Raw genomic sequence first — 24,178 nt, 5'->3', positions numbered from 1 at the left:
AGGCCACCCGCGTCGGCATGCCCTACGTCAACCAGCGCTGGCTGGGCGGCATGCTGACCAACTTCTCGACCGTGCACAAGCGCCTGCAGCGCCTCAAGGAACTCGAGGCGATGGAGCAGACCGGCGGCTTCGAGGGGCGCACCAAGAAGGAAATCTTGATGCTGACCCGCGAGAAGAACAAGCTGGAGCGCAGCCTCGGCGGTATCCGCGATATGCAGAAGGTGCCTTCGGCGATCGACTCCTGCGCCTGCTTCTTGGTGCCGACGAACATCACGCTGCCGCCGTGAGCGACGGTCTCCTTGACGAACTCGTACGCCTTATCGATGTATGTCAGCGTCTGCTGCAGATCGATAATGTAGATGCCATTGCGGTCGGTGAAGATGAACCGCTTCATCTTGGGATTCCAGCGACGGGTCTGATGCCCGAAGTGGGTGCCGCTGTCGAGCAGCTGTTTCATGGTCACGACGGCCATGGTGATGTGCCTTGCTTTCGTTGTCGGTTGGCGCCCGCCGTCGGGTGATGACGGGCCCTGGCACCTGCGGAACACCTCACCCGTCTTGACGACGGGACCTTGCGGCGTTCGGTTGGCTGCAGGCGCGCGAAGTCAGCCCGCTTTCGACGAGCTGCGGGATGGAGTTTACACCCTCGGAGCAGGCAACTTATCCACAGCCAGCTGAACGGGCAGTGGCGAGCGCCTGCCTGACGGCGCTGCACTGGAGGGGTGCAACGCCTTCTCCTGCTCGTTGCGGCGCTACTTCTCGCCCCGCCGGCTCATGCCGACGGGGACAGGTTCGACTGGCCGATGCGACCACGTCCGGCAGTTCTTCGCGGATTCGACGCCCCGACCCCGAACTGGAACTCCGGTCACCGCGGCGTCGATCTCGCAGGCGCCGAGAATCAGCCGGTGTTCTCCGCCGGGCCCGGCACGGTGGTATTCGCCGGTCAGCTGGCGGACCGGCCGGTAGTGTCCGTCGCCCATCCGGGAGGCATCCGCACGACCTACGAGCCGGTGCGCCCGTCGGTGCGCGTCGGCCAGCTCCTCGCCGCGGGCGCCCAGATCGGAACCTTGCTGCCCGGCCATCCCGGCTGTGGGGCGCCCGCGTGCCTGCACTGGGGTGCGATGTGGGGCCCGGCGTCGGCCGCCGATTACGTGGACCCGCTCGGCCTGCTGGCGAGCACGCCCATCCGTCTCAAACCAGTGATTACTGCGCCACCGTGATGATCGCCTTGGCGATGGTGATCGCTTCGTCTTTGATGTCGTAGCCGCAGGCGTCGACGTCGGCGACGACGTTGGCCCGCGTGGCCATGGCGCGCCCACATTGCCACCCGACTGCCGCCTGGTTGTTGACCGCAATGATCTCGCCGACCCGTCTGGGCACGCCGAGAGTCCATCGGTGCTCTTCGCGGTCAGTACCTGTGTACGTCGTGGGCTTACCGCTGCAAGAACGCCATTGCTCTTCTGACGATTCAACGAATTTTCTTGCCTCGCCGGCGGTTTCGAACGCGACGACCGCTTCGTCGACCTCGGTGCTCTCCTCGGCGGTCACGTCTATCTTCCTGCCGCGGGCCGAGACGTAACCGACGCCGTCGTAGGCAGGCACGGTGGTGTTGAAAAGCATTCCGGCGCAATGCGGATCGCTGTAAACCTCACCCGGCTGAACGGGTACGCCCGTGTAGACGCGGTAGGTCTTCATCTTGTCGACACCCATGATCGTCGCGATCTGACCGTCGTTGAGCAGCAACCGGTCCAGGTCGGCCTGGGTGACGATCGCCCCGGTATCCCTGGGGTTTTCGCCGGCCGCCTGCGGTGTCCCGCTTATCGTTTGCGTACATCCGCCGGCCACGACGCAGACCACCAGTGCCGCTGCCGAGGTACGGCCCGACTGCTGCATCATGCGACACATTCTGCCTGTCGCAGCGTGTGCCGTCAGGCGCGCGGGTGTGCCTGGTCGTGTACGGCGCGCAGCCTGGCCACCGAGACGTGCGTATACAGCTGAGTGGTCGCCAGCGACGAGTGGCCCAACAACTCCTGCACCACCCGCAGGTCGGCGCCGCCTTCGAGCAGATGTGTCGCAGCGCTGTGCCGCAGGCCGTGCGGGCCGATGTCGGGCGCGCCGTCGACGGCGGCGATGGTCTGGTGGACGACCGTGCGGGCCTGGCGCTGGTCGAGACGGCGGCCCCGCGACCCGAGCAACAGTGCCGCTCCGGAGTCCGAGGTGGCCAGCGCCGGCCTGCCGTGGCTCAACCACTCTGTGAGCGCTGTCAGAGCCGGCGCCCCGAACGGCACCGTGCGCTGCTTGTTGCCCTTGCCGAGCACCCGCACCAGCCGGCGCCCGGTGTCGACGTCGTCGACGTCCAGTCCGCACAGTTCGCTGACCCGGATGCCGGTCGCGTACAGCATCTCGACGATGAGCAGGTCACGCAGCGCGATCGGATCACCCTCGGCGGCACCGGATTTCGCCGCTGACATCGCGTCAATCGCCTGATCCTGTCGCAACACGGCAGGCAGGGTCCGGCGGGCCTTCGGCATTTGGAGGCGAGTGCCCGGATCCGACTCCAGCAGGCCGCGCCGTGTCGCCCACGCGGTGAACGTCTTGGCAGCAGACGTCCGCCGGGCCAGCGTGGTGCGGGCGGCTCCGGAACCAGCCTGCGCGGCGAGCCACGAACGCATCACCGGCAAGGTCAAGTCGCTCAGCACCGGCTGCGGTTTGCGTGCTGCCACAAAGTCCAGCAGCGAGGAGATGTCGCCCAGGTACGCACGTCGGGTGTGCGCTGACCTACCACGTTCAAGTACGAGGTAGTCGGCGAACTCGTCGAGAATTCCCGCGCCGAACATTAAGCAAGGGTGTCAGATTCGTCGCACCGATCCCGCTAGCGCGGCCCTTGCGTGTCGGCTTCCGTTTCCGCCAGCTCCCGCTTCCACTCCCGGAACGACTCCTCCGTGCGCCCTCGGCGCCAATACCCGGAGATCGACGCCCACTTGGCATCCACCCCGCGCTCCTTGCGGACATAGGGCCGCAGGTTGTGCATGACGGCCTGCGCCTCGCCGTGGATGAAAACATGCACTTGCCCGGGAAGCCAGTTCGCGGTCGTGACGGCCTCGACCAATGGTGCGTGGTCGCCGGCACGGTCGGCACCGACCAGATCGGCCCGTCCGCCCCGGTAGATCCACTTGACGTCGATGTCGGGCGCCGAGCGCAACTCGATTTCGTCGTCGGGCCCGGCGACTTCGATGAACACCCGGGCGACGGCGTCGTCGGGCAGCGCTTCCAGCGCGCGGGCGATGGCGGGCAGCGCGGATTCGTCACCGGCCAACAGGTGCCAGTCGGCGCTCGGGTCGGGGGCGTACGCGCCGCTCGGGCCCATCAGGTAGGCGGGTTGACCGGGTTGCGCCGCCGACGCCCATGGCCCGGCCACGCCGTGTTCGCCGTGTACGACGAAGTCGATCGCGATCTGGCGATTGGCGGCGTCGTCCCATCGCACGGTCAACGTGCGGATCACCGGCTGACGCTCGGGTGGCAGCGTCTGAAAGCTGGTTAACGTGAGCGGTTTGGGCAGCGCCGCGACATCAACGTCTTCCCGAACGAACAGGACCTTGCAATAGGCGTCGGCAAAATCGTTAGGCGCAAATGTATCGAAGCCGTTGCCGCCCAAGACAACTCGCACGATATGTGGTGAAACCTGCTCGGTGCGTACGATCTCGAAGGTGTGGACGGGCCGCCCTGACACATCGCCTCCCCGACAGTTGACAGTCGATTTCGACTATACGGGGCGTAAACGGCGCGTCGCCGTCCTCATAACGTGGTGACGAAGCCGCCATCGATCCGGTAGTCCGACCCGTTGGTATTGCCGGACCGGTCACTGGCCAAGAAGACCACCAGATCGGCGACCTGTTCGGCGGTGGTGAACCGGCCGGTGGGTGTGGTGCTCGCGATCATCGCCCTGACCTCGTCGGGTGTTTGCCCGCTGACCTTGCCGAAGCCGTCGGCGACACCACCGGCCTCGGTCCAAAAAGGCGTCAACACCGGGCCGGGGCTGACGGAGTTGACGCGAATGTTCTTGGGCCCCAACTCTTTCGAGAGCGCCTTTGTGAGGTTGGTCACTGCGGCCTTGGTAGCGCAGTAGTCGTAGATCGCCGGGTCGGGGAAGTACGCATTCACCGATCCGATGATCACGATCGATCCGCCGCCCCGTCGCTCGATCTCAGGAAGCGCGGCGCGGGTCGGTCGCACAGTACCCATCACGTTGAGGTCCCATGATGCTTGCCACTCGTCATCGGTGATTCCGATGAACCCACCGGTGTGTACCGTCCCCGCGCCGACGTTGTTGACCAGTACATCGATCCCGCCGCGATGGGCAGCCGCCGCGACCAGTTCCTCGGCCGTGCCGGCCCGTGCGAGGTCGACGGGAACGAACGACACCTGGCCGCTGCCCTCGAGCGCCTGCAGCCCGGGTCCGCGGGTTCGTGCTCCCGCGACCACATGAGCGCCGGCGTCGACCAGGGCCTGGGTGACCGCCAGCCCGATGCCTTTACTGGCGCCTGTGACGACGGCCGTCTTGCCCACGAGATGCAGATCCATTGCGCTCCTTGGTCGCGGCCGTTGAGCCTCAGGCCCGCGGCGGTGGCTCCTCTAACCCACGCATCATGACCCAGTTGCAGTATCCGGTCATCTTCATGGTGGCGACGTTCTCGATGATCGGGAAATCGAAGTACATCCCGGGACTGCCATTGGTCCGCGTTACGGGGGGGCCGCCGTTAGCGTCGAGCTGTTCGACTGTGCAGTGGCCGTCGACCCTTACCGGCGATCCGACCCAGTACTCGCCGGCGACGACGTCCTCAGCCGTCAACGTCTGGGTCGGGCCGTAGGTGAACCAGGTATGCACCGGCCGCTCGATTCCGTCGCTACGTTCCCAAATACCGACTTGCGGACCTGTGACACACTTGAGCACGCCGTCGGCCGCGAACGTCTGCGCACCGTTGTTGGCCGCCGGGCTGTCAGCTGTCATGTTGCAGACGTTGCCGGGTTGCGGCGGGGCGGGGTTGTCGGCATGCGCGGTCGGCGCGGCGACACCCGTCACCAACAGCGCCATCGAGAACGCGGACAACGCCAGGTTTCGGTTCATGCTCGCCATGGTAGGTGCCGCTACGCACTCGCGGATCCGTTCGGCCGCCGACGATTCCGCACCGTTATTGATGACGACATCTTCGCTGCGATCAACTTCGTGGGATGCCTGTGCGCGCTGCCACAGCAGGCGATACTTCTCCGGTGACGCAACCGCCGCTCGCATACCGCGCCGTAGAGGTCAATCCGACTCAAATGACTGACAATGTTCTGCGGACGTGGAGCTTCAACATGGAGGACGACACCGTAACCGGTGCCTGTCCCAACTGCCACCACACGATGGTGTACGAGTTCGAGCAGAACGTAGTCTCGATAAATTTCGCCCGGGAGAACCTAACGCGCAAAATTGATGCGACTCGTAAGATCACGTGCGCTTGCAGGGTTACTCACATCGACAGTCAAGGCAATGACCACAAGGGCTGCGGTAGCTACTGGTTCGTCCGTATCCTGCCGCACGGCGCCACACCGCAGGTCACAGTCGAGCGCGACCCGCTACTCCAGCACGTCTCCGCGGAGCTAGCGGAGCAGGATTCCGCCACACAAGAGCAGAAGGTTCGAGCCGCAGCGGAGAAGTGGGTTGGCGCGGTCACAGCGCTCCTTGGGCTCTTCGGCCTCAGCGGAATCGCGTTCGGGAAAGATGTATTCGCGAGCTTGGGCACGGGGCCGCGATGCGTGATGGCGGTGGCCCTGGTGGTTTCAGTTCTCGCCGCCGCCCTAGCCGTCTTGCGCATCTACCGTGCAGCGTACGGCTGGCCGCACATTGATGATGTCTCGAAGGTAAGCAGCCTCATGAAATGGTATCGCCAACGCCACAATGCACCGGTCAAGGCGGCCGAAAGCCTGCAATGGGGCGTGTATCTGGCGCTGACGTCGGTAGTCGCTCTATGCGTAGCGGCCGGCGCCGCCATCTGGTCGGGCGCGAACCCTCCGACCGCACTTGTCAACGTCACTCGAACCGATGATTCAAGGGTGTGCGGAAATCTCCTCGACAGTAAGGACGCCGGCAAGCTGCGTATTCGTCGAAACAATGGCTCCGTGGAAAACATGGATGCCAGCACAATCTCCAAGATGTCTACCGTCACTAAGTGCAGTGGCTAGGGTCCCGCGCGGAGGTTAGGATCCGTTCGGCCGCCGACGATTCAGCCGCCAGCGACCTTCGTCGCGCAGGGCAAGTCCCGCGAGTTCCAGCAGCGCCAACTGACCCTGCAGCTGCGCCACCGGCAGCCCCGACTCGATGGACAACTCATCCGCCGATCGGACACCACGAGCCGGCAATGCCTCATACACCCGCTTGCCGAGCTCGGTGAGGTCGTCCAGCGGCGACGACGGGTGCCCCGGATCCTCCGCCAATTCGCCTACCCTACCGACGAACTCGACGATCTCCTCCGCACGCGTCACCAATTCGGCGCCATTCCTGATCAATTGGTGGCATCCGGCGGACGCCGACGACATCACCGGACCGGGTACGGCGCACACGACGCGCCCCAACGCCCGCGCCCACGCGGCGGTATTGGCCGCGCCGCTACGCAACCCCGCTTCCACGACCACGGTCGCCCCGCTCAACGCGGCTACCAAGCGGTTACGCACCAGAAAGCGATGCCGCGCAGGAGCGACACCCGGCGGGTACTCGCTGACCACCAGACCGGACCGCCGGATACGGTGCAACAGGGCGGAATGACCACGGGGATAGGCTACGTCGGCCCCGCCCGCGAGCACGGCAACCGTGCATCCGTCCCCGGCGAGCGCCGAGCGATGGGCCGCACCGTCGATGCCGAACGCGCCGCCGGAGATAACCGTCACATCGCGGTCGCACACTCCCGCCGAGAGATCGAACGCAACCTGTTCGCCGTATGCCGTTGCCGCGCGGGTGCCGACGATCGCGACCGCGCGCTCTGCCACCTCGTTGACCTTCACGTCGCCGATCGCCCACAGCATCAGCGGCGCAATGCCATCCGGGTGGCGGCGACGATCCACTCCGGCGAATGACGTGAACGGGATCAGCGGCCATTCGTCATCCAGTGGAGTGATCACCCGGCCACCCACCCGGTCGATGCGGTCGAGATCCTCCGAGGTGCAATCGAGTTCGCGGCGTGCGTCGATTCGACGCGCAAGCTCGTTCCCGACGGCGCCATGCCGCACCCGGTCGGCCGCTTCGTCCGGCCCAACCCTGGCGACAAGTGCGTTGAGCTCGGGGCACGGCGGCTCAAGCACACGGGACAGGTAGGCCCAGGCACGCCTCGGGTCGGTCATCGGTCGGCTCCTATCTGACGAAATCCCATGGCGGTGCTCACATCATCGAGATTCGGCCGATCACGGCCTTCCAGATCGGCAAGCGACCACGCGACCCGCATGGTCCGGTCCACCCCCCGAATGCTCAGCACGCCTTTGTCGAGTGACTGACGAAGCGGATGCATGGTCTTGCTGTCAAGCCGAAAATGCTGGCGCAGAAGCGGACCCGATACCTCTGCGTTGGTTCGCACACCGAACGGCCGCCAGCGCTCCGCTGCGACCGCGCGTGCACGGATGACCCGTTCGCGCACAACCGCGGTCGATTCGCCCACGTCGGCATTCAGTGCTCCTTTTCGCACCCGGTGCATCTCGATCCGAAGGTCGATGCGGTCGAGCAGCGGACCCGACAACTTGCCGAGATACCGTCGCTTCACCGCGCCGGGACAGACGCAGTCGCGCGGATCCGCGGGTGCGCATGGACACGGGTTCGCCGCCAGCACCAGCTGAAAACGTGCGGGGTATATCGCAACTCCATCGCGGCGGGCGAGCCGAACCTCCCCTTCTTCCAGAGGGGTTCGCAGCGCCTCCAGGGCGTGCGCGCCGATCTCAGCGCATTCGTCGAGTAGCAGTACACCGCGGTGAGCCCGGCTGACCGCTCCGGGCCGGGCCATCCCGCTTCCACCACCGATCAACGCGGCGACGCTGGAGGTGTGGTGCGGCGCGACGAGCGGCGGTCGCGTGATCAACGGCGTAGCGGGCGATAGCAGACCGGCTACTGAGTGAATGGCCGTGACTTCGAGCGATTCCTCCTCGCTCAGCGGTGGCAGCAGTCCCGGAAGCCGTTGGGCTAACATTGTTTTGCCGATTCCAGGGGCGCCGGTGAGCATGATGTGATGTGCGCCGGCGGCGGCAACCTCGACCGCGAACCTAGCCTGCGGCTGCCCGATAACGTCAGCGAAATCGGGCCCTCCGTCGTCACTTTCGACGTTGGCGACGCAGGAAACCTCCAATGAGTCAGTGCCTTTGAGCCACATCTTCACCTGACGCAACGTGCGAGCGCCGCGGACTTCTATGCCGTCGACCAATGCAGCCTCGGCGAGGTTCTCGACGGGCACAACCACCCGGGGCCACCCGCCCTGCTTGGCGGCGATCACCGAGGGCAGCACCCCGCGGACCGGACGGATGCGGCCGTCGAGGGCTAGCTCCCCGAGCAGTACAGCCTTCTCAAGCCGCTCGATGGGCACTTGGCGGTCGGCGGCCAACACTGCGGCGGCGAGGGCGACGTCGTAAACCGAACCCGTCTTCGGCAACGTCGCCGGCGAGAGCGCGAGCGTCAGACGTGACATCGGCCACTGATTACCGCAGTTGATGATCGCGGCGCGAACTCTGTCTCGCGATTCCTGCAGTGCCGCGTCGGGAAGCCCGACCAGATGCACTCCCGGCAGGCCCGAGGTGATGTGGGCTTCGATTTCGACGATCCGCCCTGCGACGCCCTGCACGGCCACCGAGAACGCCCGGCCGAGCGCCATCAGCCGACCGCCATCAGATGAGTGAGCTCGGGATTTCGCTGCCGGCCGACCCGCACGCCGATCACATCGACGCGAATCGTCGCCCAACTGCCGTCCTGGCCGGAAAGCCACAGTGCCGCGAGCCGACGCAGCCGACGCAATTTCTGTTCTGTGACGGCCTGCGCCACGCCGCCGAACTGCTCAGATGAGCGGGTCTTGACCTCGACGAACACCACGGTGCGGGCAGCCAGGTCCGCGGCGATTACGTCCAGCTCGCCATATCGGCAGCGCCAATTCCGTTCCAGCACAACCAGCCCAAGCCGCTGCAAGTACTCGACTGCCAGTTGCTCGCCCAGCGCGCCGAGCTGAGCGCGAGTCATCGGTGTCATGGCGCCCAGCGTCGGCGGTGCTTCCGACAAGTTCAGGGCGTGTGCACCTCAAACGGTCCGAAATAACGGCAATCGAACGCAGTAATCCCCAGATCGCAGTTCGTCCACAGCGATACAGCCGATTGCTGTCGCGCTACGGGTTTGGCTGAAAACCAGACTTGTAGCTGGGTACGGGGTGCTGCTTCAATCCGTCGGCACAGCCCGCCATGAACTGGTCGTGATTGTCAATCGAGAAGGCGCCCTTATACATATCGAACGCAGCCTGGCAGGCTTCCGTACCGCTCATCCCGCCCTGTACATAGGAGACCACGAGTTCGGCGCTCGCGTCCTTGAAACCCTCCTGGTAGGAGTGCGACGAGGTGTCTACCCCTCCACTACCACCACTACATCCGGCGATGGCGAGAGCGATGGCGGCAGCAGCCGCTACTCCGAGTGTTTTCATTTGATCGACCCTTCATCCACCGCGGCGCGTTTGCAGTGAGGCGAGTGTCGCATTGTGTCGCGACAACCAGAGTGGCTTTCTGCGATTTGGATTGACTTCTATCGCCCGATGCGGTGCCGGCCCTGTGGCAACTATTCCTGCAGCGCATCCAGAAGGTTGGCCACCTGTCCGATCGACACACTCGCGTTGCATCGCGAACGCATACCGATCAGCGGCTGCGCGATGCCCTGCAATTGCAGGAACTGATCGGGGTGCCCCACGAAGTAGCCCCGCACCGTCGCCTTGGCCGTTTGCGGCGGCTGCGAACCAGCCTGTGTCAGAACATCATTCGCGTCGGGATGGGCCTCGAGGAACTGCGCGGCTTGTGCCGTCACACCGCTGACGACGCTGGATAGTTCGGCTGCCGTGCACGGCGGCGGGGCTGCACCGGCCACCGCACTCGTGCCGGTGGCCACGGCCGTCGCCGCGACTGCACCGACTCCCAACGCCAACGCTATTTTGGTCAACCCACTCGCCCCTGCCATCGATACAACGTATCGCAGCGCGACGCTAATCTCTGGGGATGGTCAGGAGACCGGCAGCGGTCAGCGACGTGCATGCAATCGCCGCCGCCATGCCACACACCACCCGCATCGACGGCCCGAAAGGCAATGCCGTTTATCAGGTGGGCGGCAAGTCATTCGTCTTCTTCCGCAACCCACGCCCGGATGCCCGCGACCCCGAGACCGGCGAGATGTACCCCGACGTCATCGTCATTTGGGTGGGCTCCGAAGACGACAAGAAGGCCCTCGTCCAAGACCCGGGCAGCCCGTTCTTCACGACCAAACACTTCGACGGGCATCTGTCCGTGCTCGTGCGCGCGTCGCGGGTCAGCCGGATCGACGCCGACGAACTCGCCGAGCTGATCCAGGATGCGTGGTTGTCGCGTGCCTCCAAACGACGGGGAGAGCAATGGCTGGCGCAGCGCGGGCTTGAAGCGTGAGCAGCTCGAACGCCAATTGGCAACAATTCCGCCTCAGTTCAGATAGCGAATGTGTGCGCTACCGCGGTCGCGGGAATTACACGCCTATCTTTTCTTCCGATGAAGACCATCGTCCGTTCACTGGTTGCGTTCGTCGCCGTCGTCGTCGCGATGTCGATTGGCGTCGGCACGTCGAATGCGGCGCTGGACAACGAGCTGAGCGACGTGGACAGCAAGGGCCGCACATTGACGATCCAGCAGTGGGACGTCCTGCTCAACGGCGTCTCCCCGCTCGACATGAATCCGCTGAGCCGTGAATGGTTCCACAACGGCCGCGCCGTCTATCACGTCGCGGGTGACGGCGCCGAAGACTTCACCGGCACACTCGAATTCGGATACCAGATCGGCTTTCCCTGGAAATTGGGCAACGGGGTCAACTTCATGTACACCACCCCGAACTTCAACTTCGATCAGACGAGCATCCCAGGAGTCTTCTCGCAGAACGGAAATCTCCTCGTGACGTCGCCACCTCTGTTGCCCGGCACGTCGTTCGCCATCGAGCTCGGCAATGGGCCTGGGCTGCATGAAGTTTCGACGTTCAAGGTCGACGTCTCGGGTCCAGATGGCGCGGTCGCCGTGGCCGGAGCGCACGGGTCCGTGACCGGTGCCGGTGGCGGTATCACGCTGCGTCCGTTCGCGCGATTGACTTCGACTGAGGGAGACAGTGTGACGACCTACGGCCCGCCCTGGGAGATGCACTGAGGCCGGCTATACCGCCGCGATGATCACGATCAGCAAGATCACCGCGATGAACCCCAACACCACGAACACTGGTGTCCACTCCCCGCGAGATTGATTCGGGGTGGCCGAATGTCCGTGCTGTCTCGATTGCCACGGCGAAGCCCCACTCCCCGCCCCCGCATAGGCGGGCTGGACCCGCTGAGAGTTCTTGCGTGCTCGCCGCTCTGCGTCGATGGCACACCACGGGCAGAAGGCTGCGCCCGCCGGGATCTGATGTTGCTGTGGCGCAACAGGACACGCCGTGACCCGCACGCGCATCAGCGCGCGCTGCCATTCGTCGGCGGTCGGACGCATGTCCGGATGACTGGCGCCCTCTGTGAAGGCCCTCGTGAACAATCGCCGGATCTCGGTTGGCAGAAATGACACCGGCGGCGCGAGTGGGTGAGTCATCAGCCGCGACGACGGGCCGCCCGCCCAGTCGCCCGTCCTGGCCAGTTTGAGCGCGTCAGGCTGGTCGCCCTGCCCCACCCATCGACCCCGCATGAAGGGGTGATTCCCGTGCATCAGCAACAGATAGATGTGCACCGCCAGCGCGAATAGGTCGGACGGCTTCTCGCGTGCGTCGACGCGCAGGTTCTTGGTGGCGAGTTCGGGCGCGGTGAACTCCGGCCGCCCGACCGCGCACAGGAATTGCCGGCCGTCGCGATCGGTGAACTGCATCGAATCGCAATCGACAAGGGTGACCCGGGTGGTGTTGGACACCAAGATATTTCGCTCCTGGAAGTCGCCAATCACCGCGTCGACGCGGTGCACCACCTTGACCGCGAGACACAGATTTGTCGCGACGTTCAACAGGTGATTCCACGTGGCGCCCTTGGTCCACTGTGGTGCTCCGCGCAGTGGGTTCACCCGATTCGACGGATTGCTCATGCTGTGAATTTCGACCGCTGTCGTCGCGTCGATCTTCGGCATGATGAAGCCCGCGGTCGTGCCCTCTCGCAGCACAGCGTGCAGCGGCCACGCGAGCACCACAAACCCGTCGTCCTGGATCGCACCATCTGGCTGCGCATCGATCATCGCGCTGACCTTGGCTATCTTCGACTCTAGGTCGGTCAGGGTGGGGTGAAAGATCTTTGCGACCCATTCGGGGTGGCCCACCACGTCGTAGATCGTGCCCTCGCCCGCCTTCGCGACGACGGTGCCCAGCTGGATCTCTTCGCCGGTCGCGGCGACAAGGCGCTCACCGGACTTGGTCATGTCTGACCTCGCCTCCCGAACCATTTACTGCAGCTGGTGCGGGTTCGTCAGAGCGGGTCTGCTCCTGCGCGCCGGGGAGCTCGGGCTTGGCGGGCGGAGCGGAGTGCACCACCGTTTTCGATATCGGTCGCGCGGACGGATGAAAGGTATCGTCCTCCCACCGCATCGCCGCCAGCACCATGGTCTTGTCGTCGCCCGTTTGGTCATCCTGGATGCCACGAAGCAGAGCAGCGAAATCGGCAGCGTCCGAGCCGGAGCGGACGTGAGTCCACGAGCCCTTGAAGAAAGGTTCGTACGCTTCGCCGGTAGCGATGTTGGTGATCTTGTAGCTCATGCCGTCGGTGCTCAGCGCAAATGCTGCAACGTTTTTCAGCACAGCAGTCTGAAAGGCTTCATCGAGCGCGCCATTGGATTGCAGGAACCATGTGGCGTTTGCGTACTCGTCCTTTGTCTCGGTCAGCACCGTGCGGATCGACTCCGCGTAGTCGGCAACGATGATTCCGTCACCGATCTGACCAAAAGCGGCCATCTCGGGATCGGCCACCGCGACTGACAGAGTGGTCGACAGCTTGGCGACAGGAAGGCCGAAGAACTCGGCCTGGGTCTTGACCCGATCCATCGCACCCTCGAATAGCCAGCGCATCAATACTTCTGCGCGCTGGTCGGATCCCGTACGAAAGTCGTTGATGAACTCCGGGTCCGTCGCGTCGAGAAGCACGCTCTGACAAGCTGCGAAAGCTCCCCACGCCGACGTTCCGCTCACCGATCCGGCGCCGTCGGCAATGGCTACCACCAGGTAATCGCCCGCGACCCCGTAGGCGAACGCGTCATCGCAGCCAAGGCCCTTCTCGACGTGCCGCCATCCCGTCACCGAAGCTCCGCAGACCGCCCACTCCCAACTACCTGGCTTGTCTGCTTCCGCGTCGCCAGCGGTCACACGGTGGTCCAACCGCTCAGCGGCGGCAGTGAAATCTGGTCGCCCATCGCGTAAAGACCCTCGTCATTGCGAGCGAACTCGGTCGAGTTGGACACATTGCTCAAAGACGCCGACAGCCACTCGAACAGCTCTTCGTACTTCAGCCCGTCCAAGGGGGCCGGGCTTCGCTGCACGGAGAGTCGCGCCAGTTGCTGATAGTTGACGTACGGCCCAGCACCGACAGCGAATACCGTTACTCCCCGGGCCATTTCGGTGGCGTTCAGCCGGGCGACCGCCTGGTCGAATCCTTCGGGATTGGATTCACCGTCTGTCAGGGCCAAGATCCACGGCCGGTAGTACTGCAAACCCGCATGCTTATACGCCTCTTTGCGCTCCTCGATGATGTCGAGTGCAAGGTGAATGCCCGCGGCCATGTTCGTACGTCCCGACGCTTGGAAACTCGCCGGCTCCAGCATCCGCGCTTCCTGCATGGGCACCACCACTGTCGCTACGGACCCGAATGCCACCACAGCGACCTCGACGCGCTTGCTGGCGAGGCTGTCGGTGTGCAGGTAGTGGGTGAATGCCGCGTAACCCCGCTCCAGCGCTGCAATCGGCTGCCCTTGCATCGAACCCGAAACATCCACCAAAACCACGCATGCCACCCGCGGATCCGGGTTTTCATCGTTGAGCTCCACGGCCCATGCAGACTGTGTCAAGAGAGCTGCCCTTTCGTGCTCTGGCTTCCGGATTTTTTCACGCTGGTGGCCAGCCGCGCATCGACCGTCCGATCTACACCCCCGAGGTTCACGCGACTTTTCCACCCGGTATGGAGAAAGTTTGCCACGGGTGGAGTGTATGTGGCGATCGGGGTGCTGGCTCGAGATCATGGTCTTCGCGCAAGCGCTCATCCACGATCGCGCAGGTCGGCCTCTCAGTCCGGAAGGCGCAGCTCCGGCTTCTCCACCTCTTCGATGTTGACGTCTTTAAAGGTGATCACGCGCACCTGCTTGACGAACCGGGCCGGCCGGTACATATCCCACACCCACGCGTCGGCAAGCCTGAGCTCGAAGTACACCTCGCCGTCGGCGTTTCGCGGAATCAGCTCCACGCTGTTGGCCAGATAGAACCGGCGCTCGGTCTCCACCACGTAGTTGAACTGGCCGACGATGTCCTTGTATTCGCGGTAGAGCGAGAGTTCCATCTCGGTTTCGTACTTTTCGAGATCCTCGGCGCTCATCTACTCTGCTGTCCTTTTCTCACACCACCGGTCGTATCTTCTCTCACCCTTGCTCCACCCGCTCATCCGGTAGCACGAACTCGACCGCCGATCGGCGCACGTTAATGAATGAGTACCTGTGTGCGCTCGACGGGCCGAGCGCGGCGAGCGCCGTGGCGTGGGCGTTGGTGCAGTACCCCTTGTGTTCGGCGAAACCGTAACCCGGATATTCGGCGTCCATCGCCACCATCAGGTTGTCCCTGCTCACCTTGGCCAACACGCTCGCCGCGGCGATGCACGCCGACGCGGCGTCCCCGCCGATCACCGGCAGTGACGGCATCGGTAGCCCGGGCACGCGGAATCCGTCGGACAGAACATAACCGGGCCGCACCGACAGTCCCGCCACCGCACGTCGCATGCCCTCGATGTTGGCGACGTGCACGCCACGTCTGTCGACCTCGCGTGGCGGCACGAACACCACGTGATAGGCCAGCGCGTACCGGCAGATCAGCGGGTAAAGGGCCGCGCGCGATTTCTCGGTGAGCTTCTTCGAGTCGTCGAGGTCGGCCAGGCTTTTCAGGCGGTTCGGTCCAAGCACACACGCGGCGATCACCAGCGGCCCCGCACAGGCACCTCGGCCGACCTCGTCCACACCGGCCACCGGCCCCAATCCGCTGTTGTACAACGCTGATTCAAGCGTGCGCAGACCCGACGATTTGCGAATGACTGCCCGCGGCGGCCACGTCATCAGCTATTGCCCTTGCAGGATGTCCACCGACCTGATCCCACCCCACCGTGACGGCGGCCAGGCGATGAACCTCGCCTTGCCGATGACATTGTCGACCGGAACGGTGCCGGCCGTCGGATCGCCGGTGCACAGAATCCCGCGCTGCGCCTCGGGGGGAGCGCTGTCGCAGTGGTAGCGAGAGTCGGCCGAGTGGGTCCGGTTGTCCCCCATCATCCACAGCCGACCCTCGGGCACCTCCACCGGACCGAACTCCTGGTTGGCACCCCCCTGGCCCGCACATTTGACGACAGAGGGGTCGACGCCGAGCGTGTTCGGGTCGAGAAACGGCTGATTAACCGGTTTGTCGTCGACGGTCAGGCCCTTGTCGGCGCGGCACTCGACCTTCTGACCCCCCACCGCGATCACCCTCTTGACCAGGTCATTCTCGTCGGGCGGGACGAATCCGATGAACGACAGTGCATTCTGCATCCACCGCACTGCGGTGTTGTGCGACCGAATGGACTTGTATCCGCCGTTCCAGTTGGGCGGCCCCTTAAACACGATGACGTCGCCCGGCGCCGGCGAACCGAACCGGTAGACCAACTTGTCCACCATGATGCGGTCGCCGGTGCACCCGGTGCAGCCGTGCAGCGTCGGCTCCATCGACTCCGACGGGATCAGATAGGGACGGGCCACGAACGTCAGCATTACGTAGTAGATGACCACCGCGACCACGACGAGGATCGCGCCCTCTTTCAGAGCCGACCGCTTGCGCTCTGGCTCGTCGTCCTCGGACTCGTTCTCGGTTTCAGCCGACGACTTGTCGGCGGCGACTTCCGTTTCGGCTTCGTCTGAAGTGGCCACAGGTGGCTCCGGCGGCAAGTCGGAGGATTCCGTCTTGTCGGTCACGGGATCAGAGTAGCCACGTACGCGGATACCACGGGGTAGCGAGTCAGCGCCGTTCCTTGATCTTGGCTTTCTTGCCTCGCAACTCGCGCAGGTAGTACAGCTTCGCCCGGCGTACATCGCCTCGGGTGACGACCTCGATGTGGTCGATGTTCGGCGAATGAACGGGGAAGGTGCGCTCCACTCCCACGCCGTAGCTTTCCTTGCGCACGGTGAAGGTCTCGCGTATTCCGCCACCCTGTCGGCGCAGTACCACACCCTTGAACACCTGGATGCGTTCCTTGGCGCCCTCGATAACCTTCACGTGCACGTTTACGGTGTCACCGGGTTGAAAGGCCGGGATGTCGTCGCGCAGCGACGCATTGTCGACGAAGTCCAGCGTGTTCATGGTGAAGTACTTTCCTCGCGGTTACCCGAAACCGTCGGGTTCTGACGTCTTGATCTCTGCGCTGCGGACCCTTTTGCAGGCCCTGCGCAGTCGGCGTCAATTGTGCCAGATCGCCCGCACGCACGGAAATCGCGGCAAACAGCACGCGAACGGGACACGACACGACGACGACGCGTTGCCCCGCAGTGCCTATGGAAACCCGTTAGGCTACTGCAGACAACTGGGCAGGCGGTGCGGTCGGCCCACCTCACGAACAGGAACGAGGGTGCATTATGCGTCGGCCGCGGTCGGATGTGCGGACGGCAACCGCGGTGCTGGTTTCCACGGTGCTCGTCGCCGCATGTGTGGCACGGGCGGACGGCATGCCGATGGGACACCGTGGCACTGGTACGGCGCCGGTGGCCCTGGCAACGGCCGCACCCACAGACGACGCCCCCGCAGCCGAAACCGCGTTCGACGGCCTGGATGCCCGCGTGCGTCAGGCCAGCTCCGAGGCCGCAGACGCGGGTGCGGCGATCTCGATCGTGGCGCTCGACCGCAAGACGGGCCAGATCGTCAGCAACGGCAAAGATGTTTCGCTCCCGATCGCCTCGGTGGCCAAGCTGTTCATCGCCGACGACCTGCTGTTGCAAGTGTCGAAGGGCCAGATGCAGCTCTCCCCCGACGACGTGCGGGCATTCGATGCCATGCTGAGCTCCTCCGATGACGGCGCCGCCGACGTGTTCTGGAATCGCAGCGGCGGCAGCGACATCATCAACCGCGTCACCGCGCGGTACGGCCTGAGATCGACGACGGCGCCTTACAACGGGCACTGGGACGTCACGCTAAGCACCGCAAGCGATCTCGTCCGCTACTACGACAAGCTGCTCGGTAACGGTGGCGGGCTTCCAGCTGACCAGGCCGACAAGATCATCAACGACCTGTCGCAATCGACCCCGACAGGCGTCGACGGGTATCCGCAGCGGTTCGGCATCCCCGACGGCCTGTTCGCCTCACCGGTAGCGGTCAAGCAAGGCTGGTTCTGCTGCTGGGACAGCGGTGACCAACTACACCTCTCGACCGGCGTGATCGGCTCCGACCACCGCTACGTGATGACGATCGGCGCCCTGCAGCCGACCAGCGACGCGGTGGCCCGCAATACGCTCACCAAGGCTGTCAAGACGATGTTCCCCACCGGGAAAATCTGACGAACCTCCTAGTCGCCGAGCAGATCTGGCCTGCGCGCCTGGGTACGGTGAAGCGACATCTCGCGCCGCCATGCAGCGACGCGCGCGTGGTCCCCTGACAGCAGTACGTCGGGCACGTCCAGGCCCCGCCAACTCGGTGGGCGCGTGTAGCTCGGCCCTTCCAGCAAGCCGTCAGAATGCGAATCCTGTTGGTGTGATTGGGGATTGCCGAGCACCATGGGCAAAAGTCGGACAACCGCCTCGATCATCACCAGCGCGGCCGATTCACCGCCGGGCAGCACGTAATCACCGATGGAGATCTCTTCCACCCGCATGCGGCGGCCGGCGTCGTCGACCACTCGCTGGTCGATTCCCTCGTAGCGGCCGCACGCGAACACGAGGTGCCGTTCGTCGCTCCAGCGCTGTGCGACGGCTTGTGTGAAGGGCACACCCGCTGGTGTCGGGACCACGAGAAGTGTTTCGGCTGAACAAATTTCATCTAGCGCCTCGCCCCAGACCGGCGCCCTCATCACCATCCCGGGACCACCGCCATAGGGCGCGTCGTCGACTGAGCGGTGCACGTCGTGCGTCCAGTCCCGCAGGTCGTGCAGCCGCAGATCCACGATGCCGGTGTCGATCGCCCTGCCCGGCAGCGACTGGCGCAGCGGCTCCAGATATTGCGGGAAAATGGTGATGACGTCGATCCGCACGGCTACTCCAGCTCCAACAGGCCGTCGGGCGGGTCGATCTGAATTATCTTGTCCGCCAACGATACCGATACCACGATCGCCGACACGAACGGAACCAGCACCTCACCCGAGCCGTCTTCGGGGCGAACGGCGAGTAGTTCTCCCCCGGAAGTGTGGAGCACCTCGGCCACGGTGCCGACGTCAGCACCATCGACGGTGCGCACCGTCAGGCCCTCGAGCTGGTGATCGTAGAACTCGTCGGGATCCTCGAGCTCGGGCAGATCCGCCGAATCGATGTAGAACAGCGTCTGGCGGATCGCATCGGCGGCGTCGCGGTCCGTAACCCCGGCCAGCCTGACAAGAAGCTTGTTGCCGTGTTCGCGCACGGATTCGATCGTGTAGGTGCGTGTGGACCCACCCCGCGCAGGCCTCCCCCGCAGCACCGACCCGGCGGCGAAACGGGTGTCAGGATCGTCGGTGCGGACTTCGACGACGAGCTCACCAGTCACGCCGTGGGGTTTGACGACCCGCCCGACGACCAGCTCCACAGGAATGACTACTGGTCGGTGTCCACCACGTCGACGCGGATACCCCGACCGCCGATGCCCGCGACGAGAGTGCGCAGCGCGGTCGCTGTCCGGCCGCCGCGGCCGATCACCTTGCCCAGATCGTCCGGGTGCACATGCACTTCGACGGTGCGGCCCCGGCGGTTGGTCACCATGTCGACCCGGACATCGTCGGGGTTGTCCACGATTCCGCGGACCAGATGCTCAACCGCGTCGACAACCACGGAACTCATCGCGGGGTCAGCTCTCGGTATCCGAAGCCGGCTCGGAAACCTCGGCCGCAGGCTCGGCGGCCTCGGCGGCCTTCTTCGCAGGCGCCTTCTTCGCGGGCGCCTTCTTCTTCGGCGTGGTGGCCTCAGCGCTGGAGCCTCCGTCGGCCTCGGCAAGCGCGGCGTTGAACAGCTCGAGCTTGCTGGGCTTGGGCGCAGCGACCTTCAACGTGCCCTCGGCGCCTTCGAGGCCCTTGAACTTCTGCCAGTCGCCGGTGATCTTCAGCAGCTTGAGGACGGGCTCGGTGGGCTGCGCTCCGACGGACAGCCAATACTGCGCGCGATCCGAGTCGATCTCGATCAGGCTGGGGTCTTCCTTGGGGTGGTAGCGGCCGATCACCTCGATGGCGCGCCCGTCGCGGCGGGTGCGCGCATCGGCGACGGCCACGCGGTACTGGGGGTTGCGGATCTTGCCAAGCCGGGTGAGCTTGATTTTCACAGACATGGTGAAACAACTTCTCCTAGAGGTATCACGCGGCAATTCAGCGATACCGGGCGGTTGCCGGATCCGGTTTTGCCTCGCGTGGGTCTGACCGCAGGCCGACCGTGGTCGGGTCCGCGGACAGCCGCCCATTCTGCCAGAACGCTGATCAGCGGCGAAATCGCGCGACCAGCACCCTGACGAGCGGCCAGGTCGCAGCGAAACTGACGATATGGCGACCACTACTCGGGGCACTTTCTCTACGTAACGTCACTTTCGACGCGAAGAGGGCAATACGCGGATAGCCAGCTAGACGATCTTGTCGAAGCACTTCGCTTCGACGCGGCGGGTCATCCGCCAGCCGTCGGCGGTGCGGACGAACTCGTCGTCGTACCAGAGTCCGCAGAACATGATCTGGTTCTTCTCGCCGCCGAGCGCCATGGGGTTGAAGCACAGCGTCCGTGACTTCGCGCTGTCGCCGTCGATTCGGACATCGAAGTTGCCGACCAGATGTGAATACGCCGGGAAATTCGGCAAGACTGCGGCGAGCCAGGCTTTGACCTCGGGGTACGCGCCGTCGACGCCGCCCATCGCGCGGTAGTCGATGTATGCGTCAGGAGTGAATACGCGATCCAGGTCGTCGAAACGGTGCTGGTCGATCGCCGACGAGTAGTCGACGAGCAGCTGTTGGATTTCCAGGCGGTCTGAGATCTCCTCGAGGCTGAGCATGTGCTCGATTCAACACGATCAGGAATCGCCGATAGGCTCAGCGCCGATGATTTTGCGAAAGCTCGCCACCGTTTCCGCGATCGCCGCCACCGCACTGTTCGGGCTCCAGCCGGCTGTGGCGCCCGCCGACTCCGATGCGCCGCCCGTGGGCGCGGTCGCACTCCCCGACGGCCCCGCCCAGGCCTGGATCGTCGCCGACGCGGACACCGGGCAGGTGCTGGCCGGTCGCGACATCGACGCCCGCCACCCACCCGCCAGCACCATCAAAGTGTTGCTCGCGCTCGTCGCTCTCGACGAGCTGAACCTCGACGCGACGGTGATCGCCAACGAGCCCGACACTCATGTCGAATGCAGTTGCGTGGGAATCAAACCAGGCCGCACGTATAGCGCACGCCAGCTGCTCGACGCGCTGCTGCTGGTGTCGGGAAACGACGCGGCCAACACGCTGGCCGACATGCTGGGCGGTTTCGACACCGCTGTCGCGAAGATGAACGCGAAAGCGACGGCTCTGGGCGCACCTGACACGCACGCCGCGACACCCTCGGGGCTGGACGGACCGGGCGGCACCGGCTGGACCACACCGCGCGACCTGGCGATCATCTTCCGCGCCGCGATGGCCAACCCGGTGTTCGCGAAGGTCACCTCCCAGCCCGCCGCACTGTTCCCACAGAACGACGGCGACAAGCCGATCGTCAACGAGAACCAAATGCTGCAGCGCTATGCGGGCACGCTCGGCGGCAAGACCGGCTTCACCGACGCCGCCCGCAAGACCTACGTGGCAGAAGCGGAGCGCGACGGACGCCGGCTGCTGATCGCGATGATGTACGGGCTGATTGTCACTGGCGGCCCGACGTATTGGGACCAGGCCACCGGGTTACTCGACTGGGGATTCGCGCAGTCACCACAAACCAGCATCGGAGCGCTCTAGAACATCCGCCCGCGCAGGATGAGCACGTCCGGCCGGTTGAGCACTGCGGCTCCGGACCGCGGATCGTCGGTGTAGCACAGCAGATCCGCTGAGGCACCATGCTCCAGCGCCGGCCGGCCCAGCCAGCGGCGCGCATCCCAGCATGCGGCGCCCAGCGCCTCTGTTGGCGTCATGCCGATTCCCTTGAGCGCGTCGACCTCGTCGGCGATGCGGCCGTGGGCGATCATCGAACCGGCGTCGGTGCCTGCGTAGATCGGAACACCGGCCTCACGCGCCGCGGCCAGGCGTGCCCGGCTGTTGGCGTACAGGCTGCGAATGTGCGCTGCGTAGGCGGGGAACTTCGCGGCGTTGTCGGCGATGCCAGGGAAGTTGGCGACGTTGATCAGGGTCGGCACGAGCGCGGTGCCATGTTCGACCATCAGGTCGACGATGTCGTCGGTCAGCCCGGTGCCGTGCTCGATGCAGTCGATGCCGGCGTTGATCAGACCCGGCAGCGCGTCCTCGCCGAACACATGAGCGGTGATGCGCGTGCCGTTCGCGTGGGCGGCCTCAATCGCTGCCACCAGCACGTCGTCCGACCAGAGAGGCGCGAGGTCGCCGACCTCGCGATCGATCCAGTCGCCGACGAGCTTGACCCATCCGTCTCCGCGACGTGCCTGTGCCGCAACAGCTTCCGGTAGTTGTGACTCGTCCTCGAGTTCCTCGGCGAATCCCTGGCTGTACCTCTTGGGCCGGGCCAGGTGGCGGCCTGCCCGAATGATGCGCGGCAGGTCGTCGTGATCGTCGAGGCTGCGGGTGTCGATCGGAGATCCGCAGTCGCGCAACAGAAGCGCGCCGGCGTCGCGATCCGTGCCGGCCTGGGAGATCGCCTCGTCGAGGTCGGTGGGCCCGCGCTCACCGAGTCCGACGTGGCAATGCGCGTCGACAAGCCCGGGCAGGATCCAGCCGCCGTCGAACACGGTGTCCGCGTCGGCCCCCGGTTCGGCGGACAGCACACCCTGGGCGATCCACCATTCGACCGGCTCTCCGTCCGGCAACCCCCGGCCCCTGACGTGCAGGCGGTTCAATTCTTCGGGAACTTCAGCTTCGACAAGTCGAAATCGGCTAGCCCTGGCGGCAATTCGTCGAGGCCGGGCGGCATCTGCGAAATGTCCGGGAACCCCTCGGGCATGCCCCGCACCTTCGGCGGAGTCGGCCCGCGCCCCCCCTTGCGGCCTTTCTTGTTCTTCCCCTTGGCTTTCCGCGAGCCCTTGCGGGCGAACGGCATGCCCATCTGACCGGCCATCTGCGACATCATCTTTCGCGCCTCGAAGAAGCGGTCGACGAGCTGGTTGACCTCCGACACCGTCACGCCCGAGCCGTTGGCGATCCGCAGCCGTCGCGAGGCGTTGATGATCTTCGGGTCGGCCCGCTCATCGCGCGTCATGCCGCGGATGATCGCCTGAACGCGGTCAAGTTGGCTGTCGTCGACGGCAGCGAGCGCGTCCTTCATCTGGCCCGCCCCGGGCAGCATGCCGAGCAGGTTGCCGATCGGGCCCATCTTGCGGATCATCAGCATCTGCTCGAGGAAGTCCTCCAGCGTGAGCTCGCCGGCCCCGATCTTCGCGGCGGCCGCCTCGGCCTGCTCTGCGTCGAAGACCTGCTCTGCCTGCTCGATCAGGCTGAGCACATCGCCCATGCCAAGGATCCGGCTGGCCATCCGATCGGGGTGGAAGACGTCGAAGTCCTCGAGCTTCTCACCGGTCGAAGCGAACAGGATCGGCACGCCGGTGACCTCACGCACCGACAAGGCTGCGCCACCGCGCGCGTCCCCGTCCAGCTTGGTGAGCACGACGCCGGTGAACCCGACACCCTCGCGGAACGCGTCGGCGGTGGCGACGGCGTCCTGGCCGACCATCGCGTCGAGGACGAAGATCACCTCATCGGGCTGCACGGCGTCGCGAATCGCGCCGGCCTGCGCCATCAGTTCCTCGTCGATGCCGAGCCGGCCGGCGGTGTCGACGATTACGACGTCGAAGTGCTTGGCTTTCGCCTCAGCCAAGCCGGCCGCGGCGACCGCGACGGGGTCGCCGGGGCCCGCCTCGACCGAACCTTCAGGCGACGTCCCCGGGTGCGGCGCGAAGACGGTAGCTCCCGCTCGCTGCCCGACGATCTTGAGCTGGCTGACCGCACCGGGGCGCTGCAGGTCGGCCGCGATCAGAAGCGGTGTATGCCCCTGTCCGATAAACCATTTCGCGAGCTTGCCGGCAAGCGTCGTCTTTCCGGAGCCTTGCAGGCCCGCCAGCATGACAACCGTCGGTGGCGTCTTGGCGAAGGCCAGCGGGCGAGTCTGCCCGCCGAGAATGCCGATGAGCTCCTCGTTGACGATCTTGACGACTTGCTGGGCCGGGTTCAGCGCGGCGGAGACCTCGGCGCCCTTCGCCCGCTCCTTGATGCGGGCGACGAAGTCGCGGACGACGGGAAGCGACACATCGGCTTCGAGCAGCGCCAGCCGGATTTCGCGGGTGGTGGCGTCGATGTCGGCGTCGGACAGCCGCCCCTTGCCGCGCAGGTTCTGCAGGGCACCGGTCAACCGGTCTGACAGCGTTTCAAACACGCGGCAAG

30 protein-coding genes and 2 pseudogenes are annotated in these 24,178 nt (G+C 65.2%); 7 read left to right on the top strand and 25 right to left on the bottom strand.

Translation table 11 applies throughout. The features are described 5' to 3' along the window. Window positions 1–236 (top strand): annotated as a pseudogene (gene rpsB, locus QOH60_RS14630) (30S ribosomal protein S2); the annotation flags it as partial. Here the strand turns inward: rpsB (QOH60_RS14630) and rpsB (QOH60_RS14625) are convergent. Next, a pseudogene (rpsB, locus tag QOH60_RS14625) lies at window positions 230–472 on the bottom strand (30S ribosomal protein S2); the annotation flags it as partial. The pseudogenes rpsB (QOH60_RS14630) and rpsB (QOH60_RS14625) sit on opposite strands and share 7 nt — an antisense overlap. 249 nt (window positions 473–721) lie before the next feature. On the opposite strand from rpsB (QOH60_RS14625), the gene QOH60_RS14620 reads away from it, so the two are divergent. Continuing rightward, on the top strand, window positions 722–1,219 hold the full coding sequence (locus QOH60_RS14620; RefSeq protein WP_526421493.1) for a M23 family metallopeptidase: 498 nt from the start codon (window positions 722–724) through the stop codon (window positions 1,217–1,219). Here QOH60_RS14620 and QOH60_RS14615 read toward each other — a convergent pair. From QOH60_RS14615 to QOH60_RS14595, 5 genes are all read right to left on the bottom strand, one after another. Next, window positions 1,203–1,895: a sensor domain-containing protein gene (locus QOH60_RS14615; protein WP_526421490.1), complete on the bottom strand. Its 693-nt coding sequence runs from the start codon at window positions 1,893–1,895 to the stop codon at window positions 1,203–1,205. The genes QOH60_RS14620 and QOH60_RS14615 overlap by 17 nt on opposite strands. A 32-nt stretch (window positions 1,896–1,927) precedes the next feature. Continuing rightward, entirely contained in the window at window positions 1,928–2,836 is a 909-nt protein-coding gene (locus tag QOH60_RS14610) for a tyrosine recombinase XerC (protein ID WP_526421488.1), read from the bottom strand. Window positions 2,837–2,871: 35 nt separating this feature from the next. Then, window positions 2,872–3,729, bottom strand: coding sequence for a siderophore-interacting protein (locus QOH60_RS14605; RefSeq protein WP_526421486.1), 858 nt, complete (start codon window positions 3,727–3,729; stop codon window positions 2,872–2,874). A gap of 65 nt (window positions 3,730–3,794) precedes the next feature. Beyond that, window positions 3,795–4,580 (bottom strand): SDR family NAD(P)-dependent oxidoreductase, encoded by a 786-nt coding sequence (locus tag QOH60_RS14600; protein WP_526421484.1) that lies wholly within the window; start codon window positions 4,578–4,580, stop codon window positions 3,795–3,797. A gap of 28 nt (window positions 4,581–4,608) precedes the next feature. Then, on the bottom strand, window positions 4,609–5,124 hold the full coding sequence (locus QOH60_RS14595) for a hypothetical protein (protein WP_526421482.1): 516 nt from the start codon (window positions 5,122–5,124) through the stop codon (window positions 4,609–4,611). A 143-nt stretch (window positions 5,125–5,267) separates the two neighbouring features. Between QOH60_RS14595 and QOH60_RS14590 the strand changes: the two genes are divergently transcribed. Beyond that, the gene (locus tag QOH60_RS14590) at window positions 5,268–6,221 is read left to right on the top strand and encodes a hypothetical protein (protein WP_526421480.1); all 954 of its coding nucleotides are present in this window, start codon (window positions 5,268–5,270) and stop codon (window positions 6,219–6,221) included. 15 nt (window positions 6,222–6,236) lie between these two features. On the opposite strand, the gene dprA is transcribed toward QOH60_RS14590, so the two are convergent. The 5 genes from dprA to QOH60_RS14565 form a co-directional block, all read right to left on the bottom strand. Beyond that, window positions 6,237–7,373 carry a DNA-processing protein DprA gene (gene dprA / locus QOH60_RS14585; RefSeq protein ID WP_526421478.1) on the bottom strand — a complete coding sequence of 379 codons (1,137 nt, stop codon included), beginning with the start codon at window positions 7,371–7,373 and terminating at the stop codon, window positions 6,237–6,239. Beyond that, window positions 7,370–8,881: a YifB family Mg chelatase-like AAA ATPase gene (locus QOH60_RS14580; RefSeq protein ID WP_526421476.1), complete on the bottom strand. Its 1,512-nt coding sequence runs from the start codon at window positions 8,879–8,881 to the stop codon at window positions 7,370–7,372. Before QOH60_RS14580 ends, dprA begins: the two co-directional genes overlap by 4 nt. Next, window positions 8,881–9,249 carry a YraN family protein gene (locus tag QOH60_RS14575; RefSeq protein WP_526421474.1) on the bottom strand — a complete coding sequence of 123 codons (369 nt, stop codon included), beginning with the start codon at window positions 9,247–9,249 and terminating at the stop codon, window positions 8,881–8,883. Before QOH60_RS14575 ends, QOH60_RS14580 begins: the two co-directional genes overlap by 1 nt. A 133-nt stretch (window positions 9,250–9,382) precedes the next feature. Beyond that, on the bottom strand, window positions 9,383–9,691 hold the full coding sequence (locus tag QOH60_RS14570; RefSeq protein WP_526421472.1) for a hypothetical protein: 309 nt from the start codon (window positions 9,689–9,691) through the stop codon (window positions 9,383–9,385). Window positions 9,692–9,822: 131 nt separating this feature from the next. Further along, the gene (locus tag QOH60_RS14565) at window positions 9,823–10,215 is read right to left on the bottom strand and encodes a hemophore-related protein (protein WP_526421470.1); all 393 of its coding nucleotides are present in this window, start codon (window positions 10,213–10,215) and stop codon (window positions 9,823–9,825) included. Window positions 10,216–10,253: 38 nt separating this feature from the next. Between QOH60_RS14565 and QOH60_RS14560 the strand changes: the two genes are divergently transcribed. Then, a complete protein-coding gene (locus QOH60_RS14560; protein ID WP_526421468.1) occupies window positions 10,254–10,673 on the top strand; it encodes an MmcQ/YjbR family DNA-binding protein in 420 nt (139 codons plus the stop codon). A 99-nt stretch (window positions 10,674–10,772) separates the two neighbouring features. Then, complete coding sequence (gene mspA, locus QOH60_RS14555) at window positions 10,773–11,414, top strand: porin MspA (RefSeq protein WP_526421466.1); 642 nt, start codon at window positions 10,773–10,775, stop codon at window positions 11,412–11,414. Window positions 11,415–11,420: 6 nt separating this feature from the next. Here mspA and QOH60_RS14550 read toward each other — a convergent pair whose 3' ends face one another. The 7 genes from QOH60_RS14550 to rplS form a co-directional block, all read right to left on the bottom strand. Further along, window positions 11,421–12,650, bottom strand: a complete 1,230-nt coding sequence (locus tag QOH60_RS14550; protein WP_526421464.1) for a hypothetical protein — start codon at window positions 12,648–12,650, stop codon at window positions 11,421–11,423. After that, a complete protein-coding gene (locus QOH60_RS14545) occupies window positions 12,634–13,521 on the bottom strand; it encodes a protein phosphatase 2C domain-containing protein (protein WP_526421462.1) in 888 nt (295 codons plus the stop codon). The genes QOH60_RS14550 and QOH60_RS14545 overlap by 17 nt, the downstream gene beginning before the upstream one ends. 62 nt (window positions 13,522–13,583) lie before the next feature. Then, window positions 13,584–14,285, bottom strand: a complete 702-nt coding sequence (locus tag QOH60_RS14540) for a vWA domain-containing protein (RefSeq protein ID WP_526421460.1) — start codon at window positions 14,283–14,285, stop codon at window positions 13,584–13,586. 215 nt (window positions 14,286–14,500) lie between these two features. Next, window positions 14,501–14,806, bottom strand: coding sequence for a DUF2469 family protein (locus QOH60_RS14535; protein WP_526421458.1), 306 nt, complete (start codon window positions 14,804–14,806; stop codon window positions 14,501–14,503). A 43-nt stretch (window positions 14,807–14,849) separates the two neighbouring features. After that, entirely contained in the window at window positions 14,850–15,533 is a 684-nt protein-coding gene (locus QOH60_RS14530) for a ribonuclease HII (protein ID WP_526421456.1), read from the bottom strand. Between the two features lie 3 nt (window positions 15,534–15,536). Next, entirely contained in the window at window positions 15,537–16,421 is an 885-nt protein-coding gene (lepB, locus tag QOH60_RS14525) for a signal peptidase I (protein WP_526421454.1), read from the bottom strand. Between the two features lie 43 nt (window positions 16,422–16,464). Beyond that, window positions 16,465–16,806, bottom strand: a complete 342-nt coding sequence (rplS, locus tag QOH60_RS14520; RefSeq protein WP_526421452.1) for a 50S ribosomal protein L19 — start codon at window positions 16,804–16,806, stop codon at window positions 16,465–16,467. Between the two features lie 272 nt (window positions 16,807–17,078). Between rplS and QOH60_RS14515 the strand changes: the two genes are divergently transcribed. Further along, window positions 17,079–17,993 carry a serine hydrolase gene (locus tag QOH60_RS14515; RefSeq protein ID WP_526421450.1) on the top strand — a complete coding sequence of 305 codons (915 nt, stop codon included), beginning with the start codon at window positions 17,079–17,081 and terminating at the stop codon, window positions 17,991–17,993. Window positions 17,994–18,001: 8 nt separating this feature from the next. Here QOH60_RS14515 and trmD read toward each other — a convergent pair whose 3' ends face one another. The 5 genes from trmD to QOH60_RS14490 all read right to left on the bottom strand — a co-directional run bounded on the left by trmD (window position 18,002) and on the right by QOH60_RS14490 (window position 20,646). Then, a complete protein-coding gene (trmD, locus tag QOH60_RS14510) occupies window positions 18,002–18,682 on the bottom strand; it encodes a tRNA (guanosine(37)-N1)-methyltransferase TrmD (protein WP_526421448.1) in 681 nt (226 codons plus the stop codon). 2 nt (window positions 18,683–18,684) lie between these two features. Then, a complete protein-coding gene (rimM, locus tag QOH60_RS14505; RefSeq protein WP_526421446.1) occupies window positions 18,685–19,209 on the bottom strand; it encodes a ribosome maturation factor RimM in 525 nt (174 codons plus the stop codon). 8 nt (window positions 19,210–19,217) lie between these two features. After that, window positions 19,218–19,460 (bottom strand): RNA-binding protein, encoded by a 243-nt coding sequence (locus QOH60_RS14500; RefSeq protein WP_003928628.1) that lies wholly within the window; start codon window positions 19,458–19,460, stop codon window positions 19,218–19,220. A gap of 7 nt (window positions 19,461–19,467) precedes the next feature. After that, entirely contained in the window at window positions 19,468–19,941 is a 474-nt protein-coding gene (gene rpsP / locus QOH60_RS14495) for a 30S ribosomal protein S16 (protein ID WP_526421443.1), read from the bottom strand. 285 nt (window positions 19,942–20,226) lie between these two features. Beyond that, window positions 20,227–20,646 carry a nuclear transport factor 2 family protein gene (locus QOH60_RS14490; RefSeq protein WP_526421441.1) on the bottom strand — a complete coding sequence of 140 codons (420 nt, stop codon included), beginning with the start codon at window positions 20,644–20,646 and terminating at the stop codon, window positions 20,227–20,229. Between the two features lie 52 nt (window positions 20,647–20,698). Here QOH60_RS14490 and QOH60_RS14485 point away from each other — a divergent pair, with 52 nt between their 5' ends. Next, window positions 20,699–21,574, top strand: coding sequence for a D-alanyl-D-alanine carboxypeptidase family protein (locus tag QOH60_RS14485; protein WP_526421507.1), 876 nt, complete (start codon window positions 20,699–20,701; stop codon window positions 21,572–21,574). Here the strand turns inward: QOH60_RS14485 and QOH60_RS14480 are convergent. Continuing rightward, window positions 21,571–22,641: an amidohydrolase family protein gene (locus tag QOH60_RS14480; protein ID WP_526421439.1), complete on the bottom strand. Its 1,071-nt coding sequence runs from the start codon at window positions 22,639–22,641 to the stop codon at window positions 21,571–21,573. The genes QOH60_RS14485 and QOH60_RS14480 overlap by 4 nt on opposite strands. Next, window positions 22,638–24,170 (bottom strand): signal recognition particle protein, encoded by a 1,533-nt coding sequence (ffh, locus tag QOH60_RS14475; protein WP_526421437.1) that lies wholly within the window; start codon window positions 24,168–24,170, stop codon window positions 22,638–22,640. The genes QOH60_RS14480 and ffh overlap by 4 nt, the downstream gene beginning before the upstream one ends. Between the last annotated feature and the right edge of the window lie 8 nt (window positions 24,171–24,178).

Origin of the sequence: Mycobacterium sp., assembly GCF_032159765.1 — a bacterium.
Lineage (GTDB): Bacteria > Actinomycetota > Actinomycetes > Mycobacteriales > Mycobacteriaceae > Mycobacterium.
Note: the sequence above shows the minus strand (reverse complement) of the source record. Positions and strands in the feature narration are given on the sequence as shown.